This is a genomic window from Sedimentibacter sp., assembly GCF_032080165.1.
Lineage (GTDB): Bacteria > Bacillota > Clostridia > Tissierellales > Sedimentibacteraceae > Sedimentibacter.
On record NZ_DAMASY010000003.1, the window covers coordinates 304,661 to 318,866 of the forward strand.

Annotated in this window: 14 protein-coding genes; 10 read left to right on the top strand and 4 right to left on the bottom strand. The window is 34.9% G+C overall.

Features of this window, described 5'->3' with window-relative positions:
• Positions 1-540 carry a helix-turn-helix domain-containing protein gene (locus tag RT412_RS06200; RefSeq protein WP_313346106.1) on the top strand — a complete coding sequence of 180 codons (540 nt, stop codon included), beginning with the start codon at positions 1-3 and terminating at the stop codon, positions 538-540.
• Positions 541-599: 59 nt separating this feature from the next.
• On the opposite strand, the gene RT412_RS06205 is transcribed toward RT412_RS06200, so the two are convergent.
• Genes RT412_RS06205 through RT412_RS06215 form a run of 3 tightly spaced genes read right to left on the bottom strand, consistent with a single transcriptional unit; the run spans position 600 to position 4,629 of the window.
• Positions 600-2,291 (bottom strand): [FeFe] hydrogenase, group A, encoded by a 1,692-nt coding sequence (locus tag RT412_RS06205; protein ID WP_313346104.1) that lies wholly within the window; start codon positions 2,289-2,291, stop codon positions 600-602.
• 2 nt (positions 2,292-2,293) lie between these two features.
• The gene (locus RT412_RS06210) at positions 2,294-4,177 is read right to left on the bottom strand and encodes an NADH-quinone oxidoreductase subunit NuoF (RefSeq protein ID WP_313346101.1); all 1,884 of its coding nucleotides are present in this window, start codon (positions 4,175-4,177) and stop codon (positions 2,294-2,296) included.
• Positions 4,177-4,629, bottom strand: coding sequence for an NAD(P)H-dependent oxidoreductase subunit E (locus tag RT412_RS06215; protein ID WP_313346203.1), 453 nt, complete (start codon positions 4,627-4,629; stop codon positions 4,177-4,179). Before RT412_RS06215 ends, RT412_RS06210 begins: the two co-directional genes overlap by 1 nt.
• 284 nt (positions 4,630-4,913) lie before the next feature.
• Here RT412_RS06215 and RT412_RS06220 point away from each other — a divergent pair, with 284 nt between their 5' ends.
• From RT412_RS06220 to RT412_RS06245, 6 genes are all read left to right on the top strand, one after another.
• Positions 4,914-5,261, top strand: a complete 348-nt coding sequence (locus RT412_RS06220) for a PadR family transcriptional regulator (RefSeq protein WP_313346098.1) — start codon at positions 4,914-4,916, stop codon at positions 5,259-5,261.
• Positions 5,262-5,331: 70 nt separating this feature from the next.
• Positions 5,332-5,880, top strand: coding sequence for a hypothetical protein (locus RT412_RS06225; protein ID WP_313346096.1), 549 nt, complete (start codon positions 5,332-5,334; stop codon positions 5,878-5,880).
• A complete protein-coding gene (locus tag RT412_RS06230) occupies positions 5,870-6,649 on the top strand; it encodes a TatD family hydrolase (protein WP_313346094.1) in 780 nt (259 codons plus the stop codon). Before RT412_RS06225 ends, RT412_RS06230 begins: the two co-directional genes overlap by 11 nt.
• A gap of 4 nt (positions 6,650-6,653) precedes the next feature.
• A complete protein-coding gene (locus RT412_RS06235; RefSeq protein ID WP_313346091.1) occupies positions 6,654-7,247 on the top strand; it encodes a DNA-3-methyladenine glycosylase in 594 nt (197 codons plus the stop codon).
• Between the two features lie 55 nt (positions 7,248-7,302).
• The gene (locus RT412_RS06240) at positions 7,303-7,755 is read left to right on the top strand and encodes a MarR family winged helix-turn-helix transcriptional regulator (RefSeq protein ID WP_313346088.1); all 453 of its coding nucleotides are present in this window, start codon (positions 7,303-7,305) and stop codon (positions 7,753-7,755) included.
• An 87-nt stretch (positions 7,756-7,842) separates the two neighbouring features.
• A complete protein-coding gene (locus RT412_RS06245; RefSeq protein ID WP_313346085.1) occupies positions 7,843-8,685 on the top strand; it encodes a DegV family protein in 843 nt (280 codons plus the stop codon).
• 50 nt (positions 8,686-8,735) lie between these two features.
• On the opposite strand, the gene RT412_RS06250 is transcribed toward RT412_RS06245, so the two are convergent.
• Positions 8,736-11,093, bottom strand: coding sequence for an ATP-dependent Clp protease ATP-binding subunit (locus tag RT412_RS06250; RefSeq protein ID WP_313346082.1), 2,358 nt, complete (start codon positions 11,091-11,093; stop codon positions 8,736-8,738).
• Between the two features lie 391 nt (positions 11,094-11,484).
• On the opposite strand from RT412_RS06250, the gene RT412_RS06255 reads away from it, so the two are divergent.
• The 3 genes from RT412_RS06255 to feoB are packed head-to-tail and all read left to right on the top strand — an operon-like array spanning position 11,485 to position 14,175.
• Positions 11,485-11,697 (top strand): FeoA family protein, encoded by a 213-nt coding sequence (locus tag RT412_RS06255; protein WP_313346080.1) that lies wholly within the window; start codon positions 11,485-11,487, stop codon positions 11,695-11,697.
• An 11-nt stretch (positions 11,698-11,708) separates the two neighbouring features.
• Positions 11,709-11,930 (top strand): FeoA family protein, encoded by a 222-nt coding sequence (locus RT412_RS06260; RefSeq protein WP_313346079.1) that lies wholly within the window; start codon positions 11,709-11,711, stop codon positions 11,928-11,930.
• A 19-nt stretch (positions 11,931-11,949) separates the two neighbouring features.
• On the top strand, positions 11,950-14,175 hold the full coding sequence (gene feoB / locus RT412_RS06265; RefSeq protein WP_313346076.1) for a ferrous iron transport protein B: 2,226 nt from the start codon (positions 11,950-11,952) through the stop codon (positions 14,173-14,175).
• Positions 14,176-14,206: the final 31 nt, after the last annotated feature.

Below are 14,206 nucleotides of genomic sequence, written 5' to 3' on the forward strand. Positions count from 1 at the left end.
ATGGAGTTAGGGGATAAAATCAGGTCATTAAGATTAAAACAAAAGATAAGTATAGAGCAGTTAGCGTCTATGACCGGTTTAAGCAAAGGTCTAATAAGTCAAATTGAAAGAGATTTAACCGGACCGTCGGTTGCATCATTATGGAAAATTTCAAAGGCATTAAATGTTACTATGAATTATTTTTTTGATGAATATGACGATTTTAATCAAGTAGTCAGAAAAAATGAAAGAAAAAAAATATTGATGAAAGATGCCAGCAGAATCTATGAACTTTTATGCCCAAATCTTAAAAATCAAATTGAAATGTTATGGATAGAAATTGAACCCGATGACAGCAATATAGGAGATTATATAAGTCATGACGGAGAAGAGTGCGGGGTAGTTATAAAGGGAAGCCTAAGAGTTTTATCGGGAGATAAAATTTATGACCTTGAAGAAGGTGACAGCATTTATCTTGACAGTACAATACCTCATAAATATATAAATACAGGGAATGTGCCATCGGTGTCAGTATGGGCAATGGTACCTCCGAGTTTTTAAGATAAAAAAAGAGAACTTATCTCTCTGCCGTTGAGATAGTTCTCTTTTATTATGGTAGGTTAATGGTTAGTATGCAAAATATGTGTTTTATTTTTCAAAAGTCCGTTATAAATATTTTTAACGATATAGTTATCTTCGGCATCCTTTAACTGATTTGTTTTATCTATATCATACAGACCCTTGGATCTCAGTGCTCTTGTTTCTCTTGTTATCATTTTAGGCTGCGGCTGACCGCCTCCTGCGACACATCCGCCGTTGCAAGCCATAACTTCTATTAAGTCATATTTCTTTTCACCGCTTTTGAGTTGCTTTATAAGATTATCTGCATGCTTCAGTCCGTGTACAACAGCGATTTTTATTTCATTTCCATCGATGTTTACAATTGCTTCTTTAACGGAGTTTAAACCTCTCACGTTATTGAAGATAATATTACAGTCTTCCTTATCAAATTTATTTTTTAATACCCTTCGTAAAACTGCTTCAGTTACACCACCGGTTGTTCCGAATATAACACCTGCTCCCGAGCCGGTTCCGAAAGGCATATCCATTGCCTCTTCTTCTACTTCATCAAATTTGATGCCTATTTCTTTTATCATAATAGATAATTCTTGTGTAGTTAATACTAAATCAACCTCTCTGACTCCTTTATAAGAAAACTCCGGCCTTGCTGCTTCGGCTTTTTTAGCCGTACACGGCATTATTGATAAAATATATGTGTCTCTTAAATCTTCCTCATCCTTTTCTTTATACGCTTCTCTCAGAACAGTACCAAACATTTGCTGAGGAGACTTGCAGGATGATATATTTTTCTTAAGTTCAGGATATCTGTTTTCTGCAAATTTTACCCATCCCGGGCAACAAGAAGTAAATAGTGGCAGGTTTTCACCATTATTATATCTTTTCAAAAATTCATTACTTTCTTCAACAACTGTTAAGTCTGCTGAAAGTGATGTGTCAAAAACCTCTTCAACTCCAAGCTTTTTTAAGATTGCTACAATTTTTCCTGTTGTGACCTCGCCGGGTTTTTTACCAAATTCTTCTCCTAATGCAACCCTGACTGCAGGAGCAATTTGTGCAATAACCCTTTTGCTCTTATCATATAGTGCATCCCATAGTTTTTCTGTTTCATTTTTAATTATAATGGCTCCCGTAGGGCAGACCATACGACATTGACCGCAATTTATGCAGTTAGTTTCAGCTAAGGATTTGTTGAATGCAGGCTTTATTATTACCTCAGAGCCCCTGTTAACGAAACCAAGTGCTCCAACTCCCTGGACTTCTTCACAAACCATGACACAGTCGCCGCATTTAATGCATTTATTCGGATTCCTGACTATGCTTGGACTTGAGTCATCAACCTTGTTATCCTGAGTCAGCTGAGTAAATCTGTTAACTCCTAATCCATATCGTTTAGCTAATTTTTGAAGCTGACACTTACCTGTACGCTCACATGAGGTGCAATCCTTATCGTGGTTAGCTAATAAAAGCTCTAATATCATTTTTCTGTATTTTCTGATTCTTGGTGAATTTGTATATATTTCCAATCCGTCCCTGGGTTTTTCAGAACAGGTTGCTATAATTTCTCCCTTGGAGGTTTCTACGGAGCACATTCTGCAAGCACCATAAATACTTAGCTCTGAGTGATAGCAAAATGTAGGCAGGTCAATACCGGAGTCCCGTATGAGACTTAAAATATTCTTTTGGTTATTAAATTGTACCTTCATTCCATCTATAATCATTATTCCGCTCATTGCTATACCTCCTTAATTGCTTTAAAGGCACAAGCTTCTATACATGCGCCGCATTTAATACATTTTGCGGTGTCTATAATATAAGGTTCCTTTACCTTTCCGGTTATGGCATTAACAGGGCAGTTTCTTGCACATTTTGAGCAGCCCTTGCATAATTCTTCATCAATTTTCAGTACCATCAATTCGGTACATTGCTTAGACGGACATTTTTTGTCCACAACGTGAGCAAGATATTCGTCATAAAAATACTCTAATGTGCTTAATATCGGATTGGCCGCAGTCTTGCCCAAACCGCAAAGGGATGTATTTTTAACAGTGTCGGCAATTTCTTTTAATAATGACAAATCTTCAAGAGTACCGCTTCCATTTATTATTTTTTCCAATATTTCAAGCATTCTCTTAGTACCTTCTCTGCAAGGTATGCATTTACCGCAGGATTCTCTTTGGGTAAAGTTCATAAAGAATCTTGCAACCTCTACCATGCATGTATCTTCGTTCATGACAACCATGCCGCCTGAACCGATCATTGCTCCGACTTTCTTTAATGAGTCAAAGCTGAGCGGTATATCTAAATGTTTTTCATCAAATGTTAAACACCCTCCGGAAGGTCCGCCTATCTGGACTGCTTTAAATTTTTTGCCGTCAGGAATACCGCCTCCTATATCAAATATAACTTCTCGGATTGTTGTTCCCATTGGAACTTCAATAAGACCGGTGTTAACAACATTACCGGTAAGTGCAAATGCTTTAGTTCCGGGACTGTCTTTGGTTCCGTATTTTTTATACTCGTCAGCTCCTATGTTGATTATTAACGGAACGTTGGCAAAGGTTTCTACGTTGTTTAAAACCGTCGGGCATCCAAACAATCCTTGCTCTACAGTCCTTGGGGGCTTCACTCTCGGCATTCCTCTTTCACCTTCGATAGAAGCTGTAAGAGCACTTCCTTCTCCGCAAACAAATGCACCGGCTCCCTTATTGATTCGAAGAGCAAAATTAAATCCTGAATTTAATATATTTTTCCCTAATAATCCAACACTTTCAGCCTGATTGATGGCTATTTTTAATCGCTCAACTGCCAAAGGATATTCGGCTCTGACATATATATAACCTGAATGAGCTCCTGTTGCGTATCCTGCGATTATCATACCCTCTATAATCTTGTGAGGATCACCTTCCATGATGCTTCTGTCCATAAAAGCACCCGGGTCTCCTTCGTCACCATTACATACCACATACTTGGTGGGGTTGTCCTGTGATAAAACCTGATTCCACTTCTTTCCTGCAAGATAACCGCCGCCGCCTCTTCCTTTAAGCCCGGAATCCTGTATCAGTTTACATACTTCTTTCGGCTCCATAGCGTTGGAACTCAGTACTTTAGAAAGAGCCATATATCCGCCTCTGCCTATATATTCCTGTATATTTTCAGCATCCATATGACCACAGTTTTCCAACACCAGCCTCGTTTGCTTCTGATAAAAAGGTATTTCTTCCTGTGTTCTATATATTTTGTCGCCATCTGTATACATCAACCTTTCAACCGGATCACCCTTTAAGATGGTGTGATTGAATATATCCTCGCAGTCCTCTGATTTTACCCTCAGGTATAAATAGTTGTAGGGTTCAATCCGAACTAACGGTCCTGCTTCACAAAAGCCGTGGCATCCGCTTTTTTTGACGCTGGTACCTTCTTCTTCCTTCAGTAAATCAACATCGCATAAAACTCCGTTATCTTTAACCAATCGTACAAATTCGTCATATAATTTCAGTGAACCGCTTGCAACACAGCCGGTACCGGCACATATCAATATTTTAACCTTCTGCTTGTCTAATGATTTTTTAAAAGTATCCGCATATGATGATAAATCGTAATATGATTTTACAAACATTAATCTTCCTCCTTTTTCATCGCCTTTAAAAGCTTAATAGCAGATTCAGGCGTCATTTTAGGATGAACATGATCATTTATCGTAATCACAGGAGCTAACCCGCATGCTCCTAAGCATGAAATTGTTTCAACCGTGAACAATAAATCATCAGTAGTTTTTCTCTTGTCAGATAATCCAAGTTCTTTATAGATTGCATTAAGAATAGGAACCGATTTTCTCACATGGCAAGCCGTACCGTCACAAATTTTGATAATATTTTTGCCTTTTGCTTCAAGTGAGAAGTTTTCATAGAAGGTGGCAACACCATAGATTTTTGAATGACTGATATCCAGACAATCGGCCACGTAAGTCAAGGCATCTTCAGGTAGATAATTGTATTCTTTTTGAATTTCCTGAATAATTGTGATAAGTTCTTTTTTTTCGTATTTATGATTAGTTAATATGTTGTCCATCTTTTCTTTTACTGCTGATAACATAACATCCTCCCTCTCTTAAGATACTCCATATCATTTGATAATAATATAACAAACATTAAGTATTAAACACAACAGCATAAAATAAAACATTTAAACTAAACATTAGATATGAATTTGACATATTTAGAAAAGTACAAATACGATTTCCTTGATATTATTTTAACTAAAAGTATTGACATACATATATTATCTATGTAAGATACAAACATAGATAATATATGTATAGGGCGGATTGATGATTTTATTATCAGGAGGAAGCGATGAAAATTGATAACAATTTAATGAGAGGCAATACAAGAATGCTTATTTTAGCAATAATAGAAACGGGCAACAAGTATGGATATGAAATTATTAAGGAACTCGAAGCAAAATCATATGGAACCTTTGTAATTAAGGAAGGCACTCTTTATCCTATACTGCATGACCTTGAAGAAGAGGAGTTGATTTTTTCAAAAAGCTACAAGATGGAAAATAATAGGATAAGAAAATACTATAAAATCACAAGAAAAGGAAAAGCTTATTTATATACTAAAAAGAAAGAGTGGTCGGAATTTGTTTCAAAGGTAGACATGATTATAGGAAAGGAAGCAGAAACTATCAATATATGACCATACTTCTTGAATGTTTATCACTGATATGCTAAAATACTAACAAAACAAAAAGAGAAAGGATATAAATATGGCTGCACAGATTATTTATCCCATTTTATTTATTTTAGTAATTTATTTTATATTTGTAAATTTCAGAAATAATATGAATTATAAGAAACAAAATATGAAGGTATTATTCCAATTGAAGGATGATGATAAAAAACGACAGACATTCAGCAATATATTAATAATTTTTATTTTGGCTATGACAGTATTTATGATTGCAGGAATAATAAATACAGATGAAGAATTTAGTTTGGAATCAATTTTTACAATGGTAGTTTTACCCTTGTTGATGATTGGTTTATATATTCCTTTAACCAAAAAAACCTTTGTATCAACCTTAGGTATACATAAAAGAGGCGGATTAATAAAATGGGAGAGCATAAAGAACGTTAATTATCACAAACCTAATGAAAAAGGCATGGTAATCGTAAAAGTATTGTATTCAATAATGTCAAAAGATGCATCGGCGGATATTACAATTAATAAAGATGATGAATTATTAGAGGTATTTAAAGAAACAGTAAAGGAATACAGAAATACAAAAAAGAAGGAAAAGAAAAGTGGAAAATAAATTAATTGACAGTCATGCCCACCTTGACGATGGTAGGTTTGATAATGACAGAACAGAAATAATCAATAAACTGAAGGATAACGGAATCGAATTGTTTCTGAATCCGGGAGCTGATTTAGAAACATCAAAAAAAGCTGTGAAGTTAGCTGATGAATATTCATTTATATATGCTGCGGTAGGCTGTCATCCCCATGATTCTAAGTATATGAATGATGACACAATGAACGTATTCAGAGAATTGTCTAAAAACGAAAACGTTATTGGAATCGGGGAAATAGGGCTGGATTATTATTACGACAATTCAGACAGAGAAACTCAGAAAATATGGTTCAGAGAACAGATAAGGCTTGCAAATGAATTGGATATGCCATATATAGTACATGATAGAGATGCCCATGAGGATCTTTTTAAAATAATGAAGGAAGAAGCCAAGTCAAACATGAGAGGCGTCTTGCATTGCTATTCAGGAAGTGTTGAAATGGCAAAAGAATTTATCAAATTAGGTTTCTATATTTCACTGGCAGGTCCTGTTACATTTAAAAAGGCTAAAACTCCCAAAATGGTGGCGAAGGAAATTCCTCTTGATAAACTACTGATTGAAACAGATTCACCATATTTAACTCCTGAGCCATACAGAGGAAAAAGAAACGAACCGAAATTCGTAAGACATGTTGCAGAGGAGATTGCAAATATCAGAAATGTATCCTTGGATGTGATTATAGAAAGCACCAACCAAAATTTTAAAAGATTATTTCGTTTAAAGGAGTAATATTTTGAAGTTAGACAGAAGTTTTTATAACAGAGACGCACGAATTGTGGGTCAGGATTTAATAGGTAAAATTATAGTCAGACGGTATAATGGTAAAATCATTAAGGTAAGAATAAATGAAGCAGAGGCATACATAGCTGAAATCGATAAGGCAAGTCATGCTTACGGCAACAAGATTACACCTCGAACCAAGATAATGTTTGGACCGCCGGGCTTTATCTATGTATATTTTATATACGGCATGTATTATTGCATGAATTTTGTAACTGAAAAAGAAGGTACATGCAGCGCAGTGCTGATCAGAGGTGCTGAATCGGTTGAAAACATAGAATTAATGAGCTTAAACAGATATGAAAAATCATACGGTGAATTAACAAGGTATCAGATTAAGAATTTACTTAATGGTCCCGGGAAGTTATGCAATGCATTGAATATTTCTAAAGAGCATAACGGCTTCGACCTTATAGGCAATGAAATTTATGTTGAGGATGATGGCTTCAGGGATTTTGATGTGGAAAAAAGCAAGAGAATAAACATTGACTATGCAGAAGAAGCAAGAGATTTCTTATGGCGTTATACAATGCTAAAAAACAGTTGACAAACTTGTTAAAAATAAATATAATTTGATTATCAAAATAAATTGAGGTGATTTTATGAATAATCACGAAACTGTTAATGAAATACTTGTCAGGTTATTTGCAAACATTCTGGATATCGAAGAAAAATGTTTAAAAATCGGAGAATTTTCTGATTTATCTATTTCCGAAATGCACGTAATAGAAAACATCGGCATAAACAGAGAAAGAACCATGTCTGACACTGCTAAAGATTTAAGAATTACATCAGGTACACTTACTACAGCTGTAGATAATCTCATAAGAAAGGGATATGTAGAAAGAAAACGTTCAATCGAAGACAGGCGTGTGGTTATAATTAAATTGACTGAAAAGGGTATAGCGGCTTATCATGCTCACGAAGATTTCCACAAGGATATGGTTATCAGTGCATTACAGCAGTTAGATACTAAGGAAGAGGAATTACTAATCAAGATTTTGACGGATATTGACGTGTTTTTCAATCAAAAATATAATCTTGGTTATAAATAGCTAATTTTTATTAGGAATTTCTTAGGTTTTTTGCAATATAATACTTTAAGAATCAAAAAATTTGATAATGAAAATAGTGAGGTTATTATGGGTATCAGAATAGTTATAGACAGTACTTCAGATGTTACGCAGGAGATTATAGAAAAACACAATTTGAAAATGGTTCCGCTAACAGTTAATTTTGGAGATGAATCATATTTGGATAAGGTAGAATTAACTGCATCCATGTTCTTTGAAAAGTTAACTAAAGCTGAAAAATCTCCGACAACATCTCAGGTTTCACCCGGTACTTTTGTAGAAGCATTCAGCGAAATATTATTAGAAGGCGATCAGGTCCTTGGGATATTTTTAGCATCCGAGCTGAGCGGTACGTATGATTCGGCGCGTATGGCAAAGGATATGATAGGAAGCGACGATATAAGAATCATCGATTCCAAAAGCGTATGTCTTGGAGCTTTTGCTTTAATATTAGAAGCAATTGAATTAGTTAATCAAAACAAGAATATAGATGAAATAGTTGAAGAATTAGAAAATGTAAAGGGTAAAATTGTTGCTGTAGCAGGTGTCGATACTCTTAAATATCTTGAAAAAGGAGGCAGATTGTCAAAAAGTCAGGCGGTTATCGGTTCACTTTTAAACATAAAACCGATAATAGGTATAAAGGACGGCGCAGTATCGGTAATAGATAAAGTAAGAGGCAAAAATAAAACAATCAAATGGTTTGATGAATGGATTGGAAAAAATAATTTTGATTTATCAAATAAAATTGTTCTTTTATTTCACGGACAAAGCTATGACCAGCTTCAAATTTTAAGAAAGACAATCGAAGAAAAATATAAAATCAAGAATATCATAGAGCAGGAGATAGGAGCCGTTATAGGGACACATGCAGGGCCAGGTGTTTTAGGAATAGGATTTTTAAATAAATAATAATATTATAAAGGCAGAATTCAATGAATATGAATCCTGCCTTTACTTTCTTATTTAATTATCAATTCTGTTTTTTCTTCATTTATTGTAACGGTAACTGAGCTTCCTTCTTTCAGGGTTCCTCTCAAATAAGCTTCAGATATTTCATCCTCCACATATTTTTGTATTGCACGCCTTAAAGGTCTTGCTCCGTATTTTGTATTGTAACCTTTTTCAAGTATGAATGTCTTCATTTCATCAGTTACATCTACAGAAATTTTCTTTTCTTTACCTTCCTTAATAACTTCCTTTAACATTAAATCAACTATTTGCTTCAGTTCATCCTTTGTTAATTCGTTGAACACAATTATATCATCAATACGATTTAAGAATTCAGGTCTGAAGGATTGTTTTAAAGCATCCTTAACCTTTGCTTCCATTGCTTCATATTCCTTATTTCCGAAACCGATTTTATTTGCCTTAATACTCGTTCCGGCGTTGGAAGTCATAATAATTACCGTGTTTTCAAAATTTACGGTTCTTCCTTGATTGTCGGTTAATCTTCCATCCTCTAATATTTGTAATAATATATTAAATACATCTTCATGAGCCTTTTCTATTTCATCAAGCAATATAACCGAGTATGGTTTTCTTCTTATTTTTTCTGTCAAGAATCCCGCCTGATCAAAACCGACATATCCCGGAGGTGCTCCTATCAGTTTGGAAACTGTATGCTTTTCCATGTATTCGGACATGTCTAATCTAATCATAGCATCTTCGTTTTCAAACAGCTCAAAGGCAAGCGTTCTTGCCAATTCTGTCTTGCCCACACCTGTAGGTCCTACAAATATGAATGAAGACGGTTTTTTCTTTTTCTTAAAACCGGAGCGGTTTCTTCTTATGGCTCTTGCAAGAGACGTAACTGCAGGATGCTGACCGATAACGCGCTTGTGCAAGCTTTCTTCTAAGTGAATTAATTTTTCTGCTTCAGCTTGATTAATTTTCTGAACAGGAATTTTTGTCCATGCTTCAATTACAAATGCCACATCCTCTGTAGTCAGATGTACATTATCGCATTCCTTGGATAATTCTCTTATTTTTGCCTCAACCTTTAATTCCTTAACCTTTAGCTCGGCAGCTCGTTCATAATCATCATCTTCGGCAGCTGTTTCTTTTTCTTCTCTTATTTCATTTAATTCGGTTCTTAGTGCCTCAAGCTCAACCAAACCGCTGTTTTTTAAATTAGCTCTTGAACCGGATTCATCTATAACATCTATTGCTTTATCGGGAAGGAATCTGTCGGTAATATATCTTTCCGACATTAAGACTGCCTGTTCAATCACCTCATCAGAGATTTTAACATTATGATAATTTTCATAATAATCCTTGATACCCTTGATTATTTGAATAGAGTCCTCAATTGACGGCTCGTCTACAAGCACAGGCTGAAATCTTCTTTCAAGTGCTGTGTCCTTTTCTATATGCTTTCTGTATTCATCTAAAGTTGTTGCACCTATTACCTGAACTTCTCCTCTTGCAAGCGCCGGCTTTAAAATGTTAGCAGCATTCATTGCTCCGCCTTCGGCTTCGCCTGCTCCGACAATGTTATGAACCTCATCAATAACAATAATAATATTTCCTGCCTTTTTTGCCTCATCAATAATTGCTTTCATACGAGCTTCAAATTGACCTCTGAACTGTGTGCCTGCAACAACAGAGGTTAAATCAAGCAAGTAAATTTCAGTATTAAACAGTTTTACCGGAACATTATGCTCCGCTATTCTCACAGCAAGCCCTTCAGCAATTGCTGTCTTTCCGACACCCGGCTCACCTATTAAAATAGGGTTGTTTTTGGAACGTCTGTTTAATATCTGAATAACCCTGTCAATTTCTCTTTCCCTTCCTACGATTCTGTCTAATTCGCCCAATCTTGCCTGTTCTGTCAAATTAGTTCCGTAAGTATCAAGATATTTTAATTTCTTTCTCTTAACTTTTTCTTTTACCTTTGTTCCGGAGCCGCTGCCGGTACTTTGCATTTCAATATCTCCGCTTTCATCATCTGTTGGTTGAAATTCTTTGTTAGATGAATTTGATAAACCGGAAAAAGCTGAATTCATAAAATTCATTAATGATTTCATACCTTCAGAATCATCAGATTCAATATTTTTTGATAAATTGTCTATATCAACATCTCCCATTATTTCTGCAAGCTGATTATTAATATTTTCAAAATCTTCAGGTTTCATGCCGCTTTGCTTCATTATTTGATCCATTGGGGCAATACCTTGTTTTTTTGCACAAGGAATACATAACCCCATAGTTTGCATTTTGCCTTCTAAAATTTTATTAACATATATAACAGCTACGTTTTTCTTACAAACTGAACACAACATTTTTTCATCTCCTATATTTGCTTTTGCTTCTGCCATAATTAACTTATCAGTAAATTTATTTAAATTTATTATGCTTATATTCCAAAAAAGTTTATTTATACCAGTATATTCTTAAAATTAATTATACAAAATTGATTATAATATATAATTCTTAAAAAAGCATTAAAAATTTGCTTTGTAATATAAATTTAATAAAATAGTACAACTCTGAAAATAAAAAATTCCTGAATTGTCAGCTTCTCTCATCTAACTATCTGTTATGTTATCTATATGAATATATTCAATTTGTAAAACATTATACGTATATTAGCTTTAAAAAAACTTAATTGATAATGATTATCAATTACTTATTGACAAATTAAAATCAATAAATTATACTAAACTTACCGATAATGATAATCACTATCATTTTGTTCAGGAGGTTAATATGGCACTTGCTATGGTTGCAGTGGGAGATACAAGAGAAGTTTTATGTTATAGGGGAAAAGATGAAATGAAAAGACGCCTTTATGATTTGGGTTTAGTTAAAGGTGAAATGGTTAAGGTCTTAGGAGAAAACCAAGATGGGCTTATTTTATTGGTTAAGGGTGTTAAGATTGCTATTAATAAGGGGTTAGCTTCATTAATAATTGTTAAATAAGGAGGATATAAATGACATTAAACGATTTGAAATCAGGACAAACAGGAACAGTTCAAAGTATAGGTGAAAAAGGTCCTATGAGAAAAAGACTTATGGATATGGGCGTAACACCCGGAACTACTATAAAAGTAATTAAGGTAGCACCGCTTGGAGATCCTGTTGAGGTTAATATAAGGGGATACGAATTAAGCCTGCGAAAAGATGAAGCAAGAAATATAGAAATTGAAATATAAGTATGAAAAGGAGACATGTATGAATTATACAATAGCGCTTGCCGGAAATCCGAATAGTGGAAAAACAACGCTGTTTAATGAGCTTACCGGGGCAAAGCAGCACGTAGGAAACTGGCCTGGTGTAACTGTTGATAAAAAAGAAGGGATTTATAAAAAGAACAAGGAAATAAACATTTTAGATTTACCCGGAACGTATTCACTTTCACCATATTCAGCTGAAGAAGTTATAGCGAGAGACTATATAGTGAAGAACAAACCGGATGCAGTAATCAACATAGTTGACGGTACTAATATTGAAAGAAACCTTTATCTTACATTACAAATAATTGAAACTAACATTCCAATGGTAGTAGCGGTAAATATGATGGATGAAGTTGAAGATACCGGTATTGTTATTAATTTCGAAAAACTGTCGGAAGTATTCGGAATCCCTGTAATTCCTATAGTAGCAAGAAAAGGAAAGGGAATAGACGAATTAATGGAAGCAGCTGTTCGTGTTGCCGATACTAAAATAGCACCAAAAGAATTAAAAATATTCGACAGTAATATTAATACTGCTATAGATGCCGTATATGAAATATTAACATCAGATTACAATTTATCAAAAAGAGATGCAGTTGAAAAAGATGCAGTTAATTATTGGAAAGCAATTAAAGTAGTTGAAAATGATGATATTGTAACTGACGAATTGACTGACAATCAAAAACCTGAAATAATTGCAATATTAAATGAGGCAGAAAAATATGCGGATGGAGATACTGAGGCAAAGATTGCCGATTTGAGATATAAATTTATAACAAATCTCGTTAGCGAGGCTGTTAAAAAACCAAAAGCACATACAGAAACAGGTTCTGATAAAATAGATAAAATATTAACCAACCGTTTCTTGGCAATACCTATATTTGCAATAATAATGTACATTATGTTCGCGTTAACCTTCAGCGAAAATCTTTTATTTATTGAAGGACTGCTAAGCCCCGGTATATGGTTGGCAGGAGTAGCAGAAACCTTATGGGGATATGTTGCAGGCGGTGTTGATGCATTGGTTGCTAATACTTCACCTTGGGTATATTCGCTGGTTATGGACGGAATAATTGAAGGATTAGGAGCTATTATTGGATTTATTCCTTTAGTGCTTGTATTGTATATGCTTATATCCTTCCTTGAGGACTGTGGATATATGGCGCGTATAGCGTTTGTTATGGACAGAATCTTCCGTAAGTTCGGTTTGTCGGGACGTTCCTTCATACCTTTATTGATGGGTTTCGGCTGCGGAGTTCCGGCTACGATGGCTACAAGAACTCTTGATACTGAAAAAGACAGAACAATTACGACGATTCTTACGGGATTTATGCCATGCGGAGCTAAGCTTCCGATTTTTGCAATGTTTGTGTCAACATTCTTTGTTAACAGCAGTAAGACATTAATAACTTATTCGCTTTATATGTTAAGTATAGTCGTGGCGATAATTGTATCACTTCTGTTAAATAAATTTGTATACAAATCAAAGGCATCCAACTTTGTTATGGAATTGCCTAAATACAGAGTTCCTACCTTAAAAAGTATCGGTATTCACGGATGGGAAAAGGTAAAAGGCTTTGCTGTAAAGGCAGGAACGGTAATATTCATATCAACGATTATTATATGGGCTTTGAGTAATTTCAATGCAGATTCATTTAACGGTGTTAATGCTGCAAACAATGAAGACGAAAGCATTATGTCAGAAATGGATGAAAGCTTTTTGGCTTCTGTCGGAAATGTTATTGCTCCCGTATTTAAACCGCTTGGTTTCGGAGAATGGAGACCTGCCGTAGGCGTGGTAACCGGCTGGATTGCAAAGGAAATGGTTGTTGTTACTTTGGCACAGTTATATAATGAGGATGTAAATCCGGAATATCTCGAAGAATTTTTCTCTGAATTCAGTGAGGAGGAATTAGAAGAGCTCGGTTTTGAAGATGGTGTATATGATGATGAAGCTGCCTTTGATATTTATGCCGAAGCAATTTTATGGGAAGGCGGAGACGAAAATGCTCTCAAAACCATGAAAGATGATATAAAAACCGATGCTGCCGCTTACGCATATATGGCATTTAACCTTTTATGTATGCCATGCTTTGCAGCTGTAGGAGCAATGAAAAGAGAGTTGAAAACCTGGAAAAAGACAGGAGCAGCAATTGGGGTACAGATGCTTACGGCATATGTTGTAGCATTAATTATATACAACGTTGGAAGTTTATTAGCTTAGAGGTCGCTAAAAAACTTTTTCAACAACCTAC

Coding starts and splice junctions, on each gene's coding strand:
- RT412_RS06260 (WP_313346079.1), top strand. CDS start 11,709: ATGACATTAAACGATTTGAAATCAGGACAAACAGGAACAGTTCAAAGT.
- RT412_RS06210 (WP_313346101.1), bottom strand. CDS start 4,177: ATGTTTGTAAAATCATATTACGATTTATCATCATATGCGGATACTTTT.
- RT412_RS06245 (WP_313346085.1), top strand. CDS start 7,843: ATGGGTATCAGAATAGTTATAGACAGTACTTCAGATGTTACGCAGGAG.
- RT412_RS06215 (WP_313346203.1), bottom strand. CDS start 4,629: ATGGACAACATATTAACTAATCATAAATACGAAAAAAAAGAACTTATC.
- RT412_RS06200 (WP_313346106.1), top strand. CDS start 1: ATGGAGTTAGGGGATAAAATCAGGTCATTAAGATTAAAACAAAAGATA.
- feoB (WP_313346076.1), top strand. CDS start 11,950: ATGAATTATACAATAGCGCTTGCCGGAAATCCGAATAGTGGAAAAACA.
- RT412_RS06240 (WP_313346088.1), top strand. CDS start 7,303: ATGAATAATCACGAAACTGTTAATGAAATACTTGTCAGGTTATTTGCA.
- RT412_RS06225 (WP_313346096.1), top strand. CDS start 5,332: ATGGCTGCACAGATTATTTATCCCATTTTATTTATTTTAGTAATTTAT.
- RT412_RS06250 (WP_313346082.1), bottom strand. CDS start 11,093: ATGGCAGAAGCAAAAGCAAATATAGGAGATGAAAAAATGTTGTGTTCA.
- RT412_RS06255 (WP_313346080.1), top strand. CDS start 11,485: ATGGCACTTGCTATGGTTGCAGTGGGAGATACAAGAGAAGTTTTATGT.
- RT412_RS06205 (WP_313346104.1), bottom strand. CDS start 2,291: ATGAGCGGAATAATGATTATAGATGGAATGAAGGTACAATTTAATAAC.
- RT412_RS06220 (WP_313346098.1), top strand. CDS start 4,914: ATGAAAATTGATAACAATTTAATGAGAGGCAATACAAGAATGCTTATT.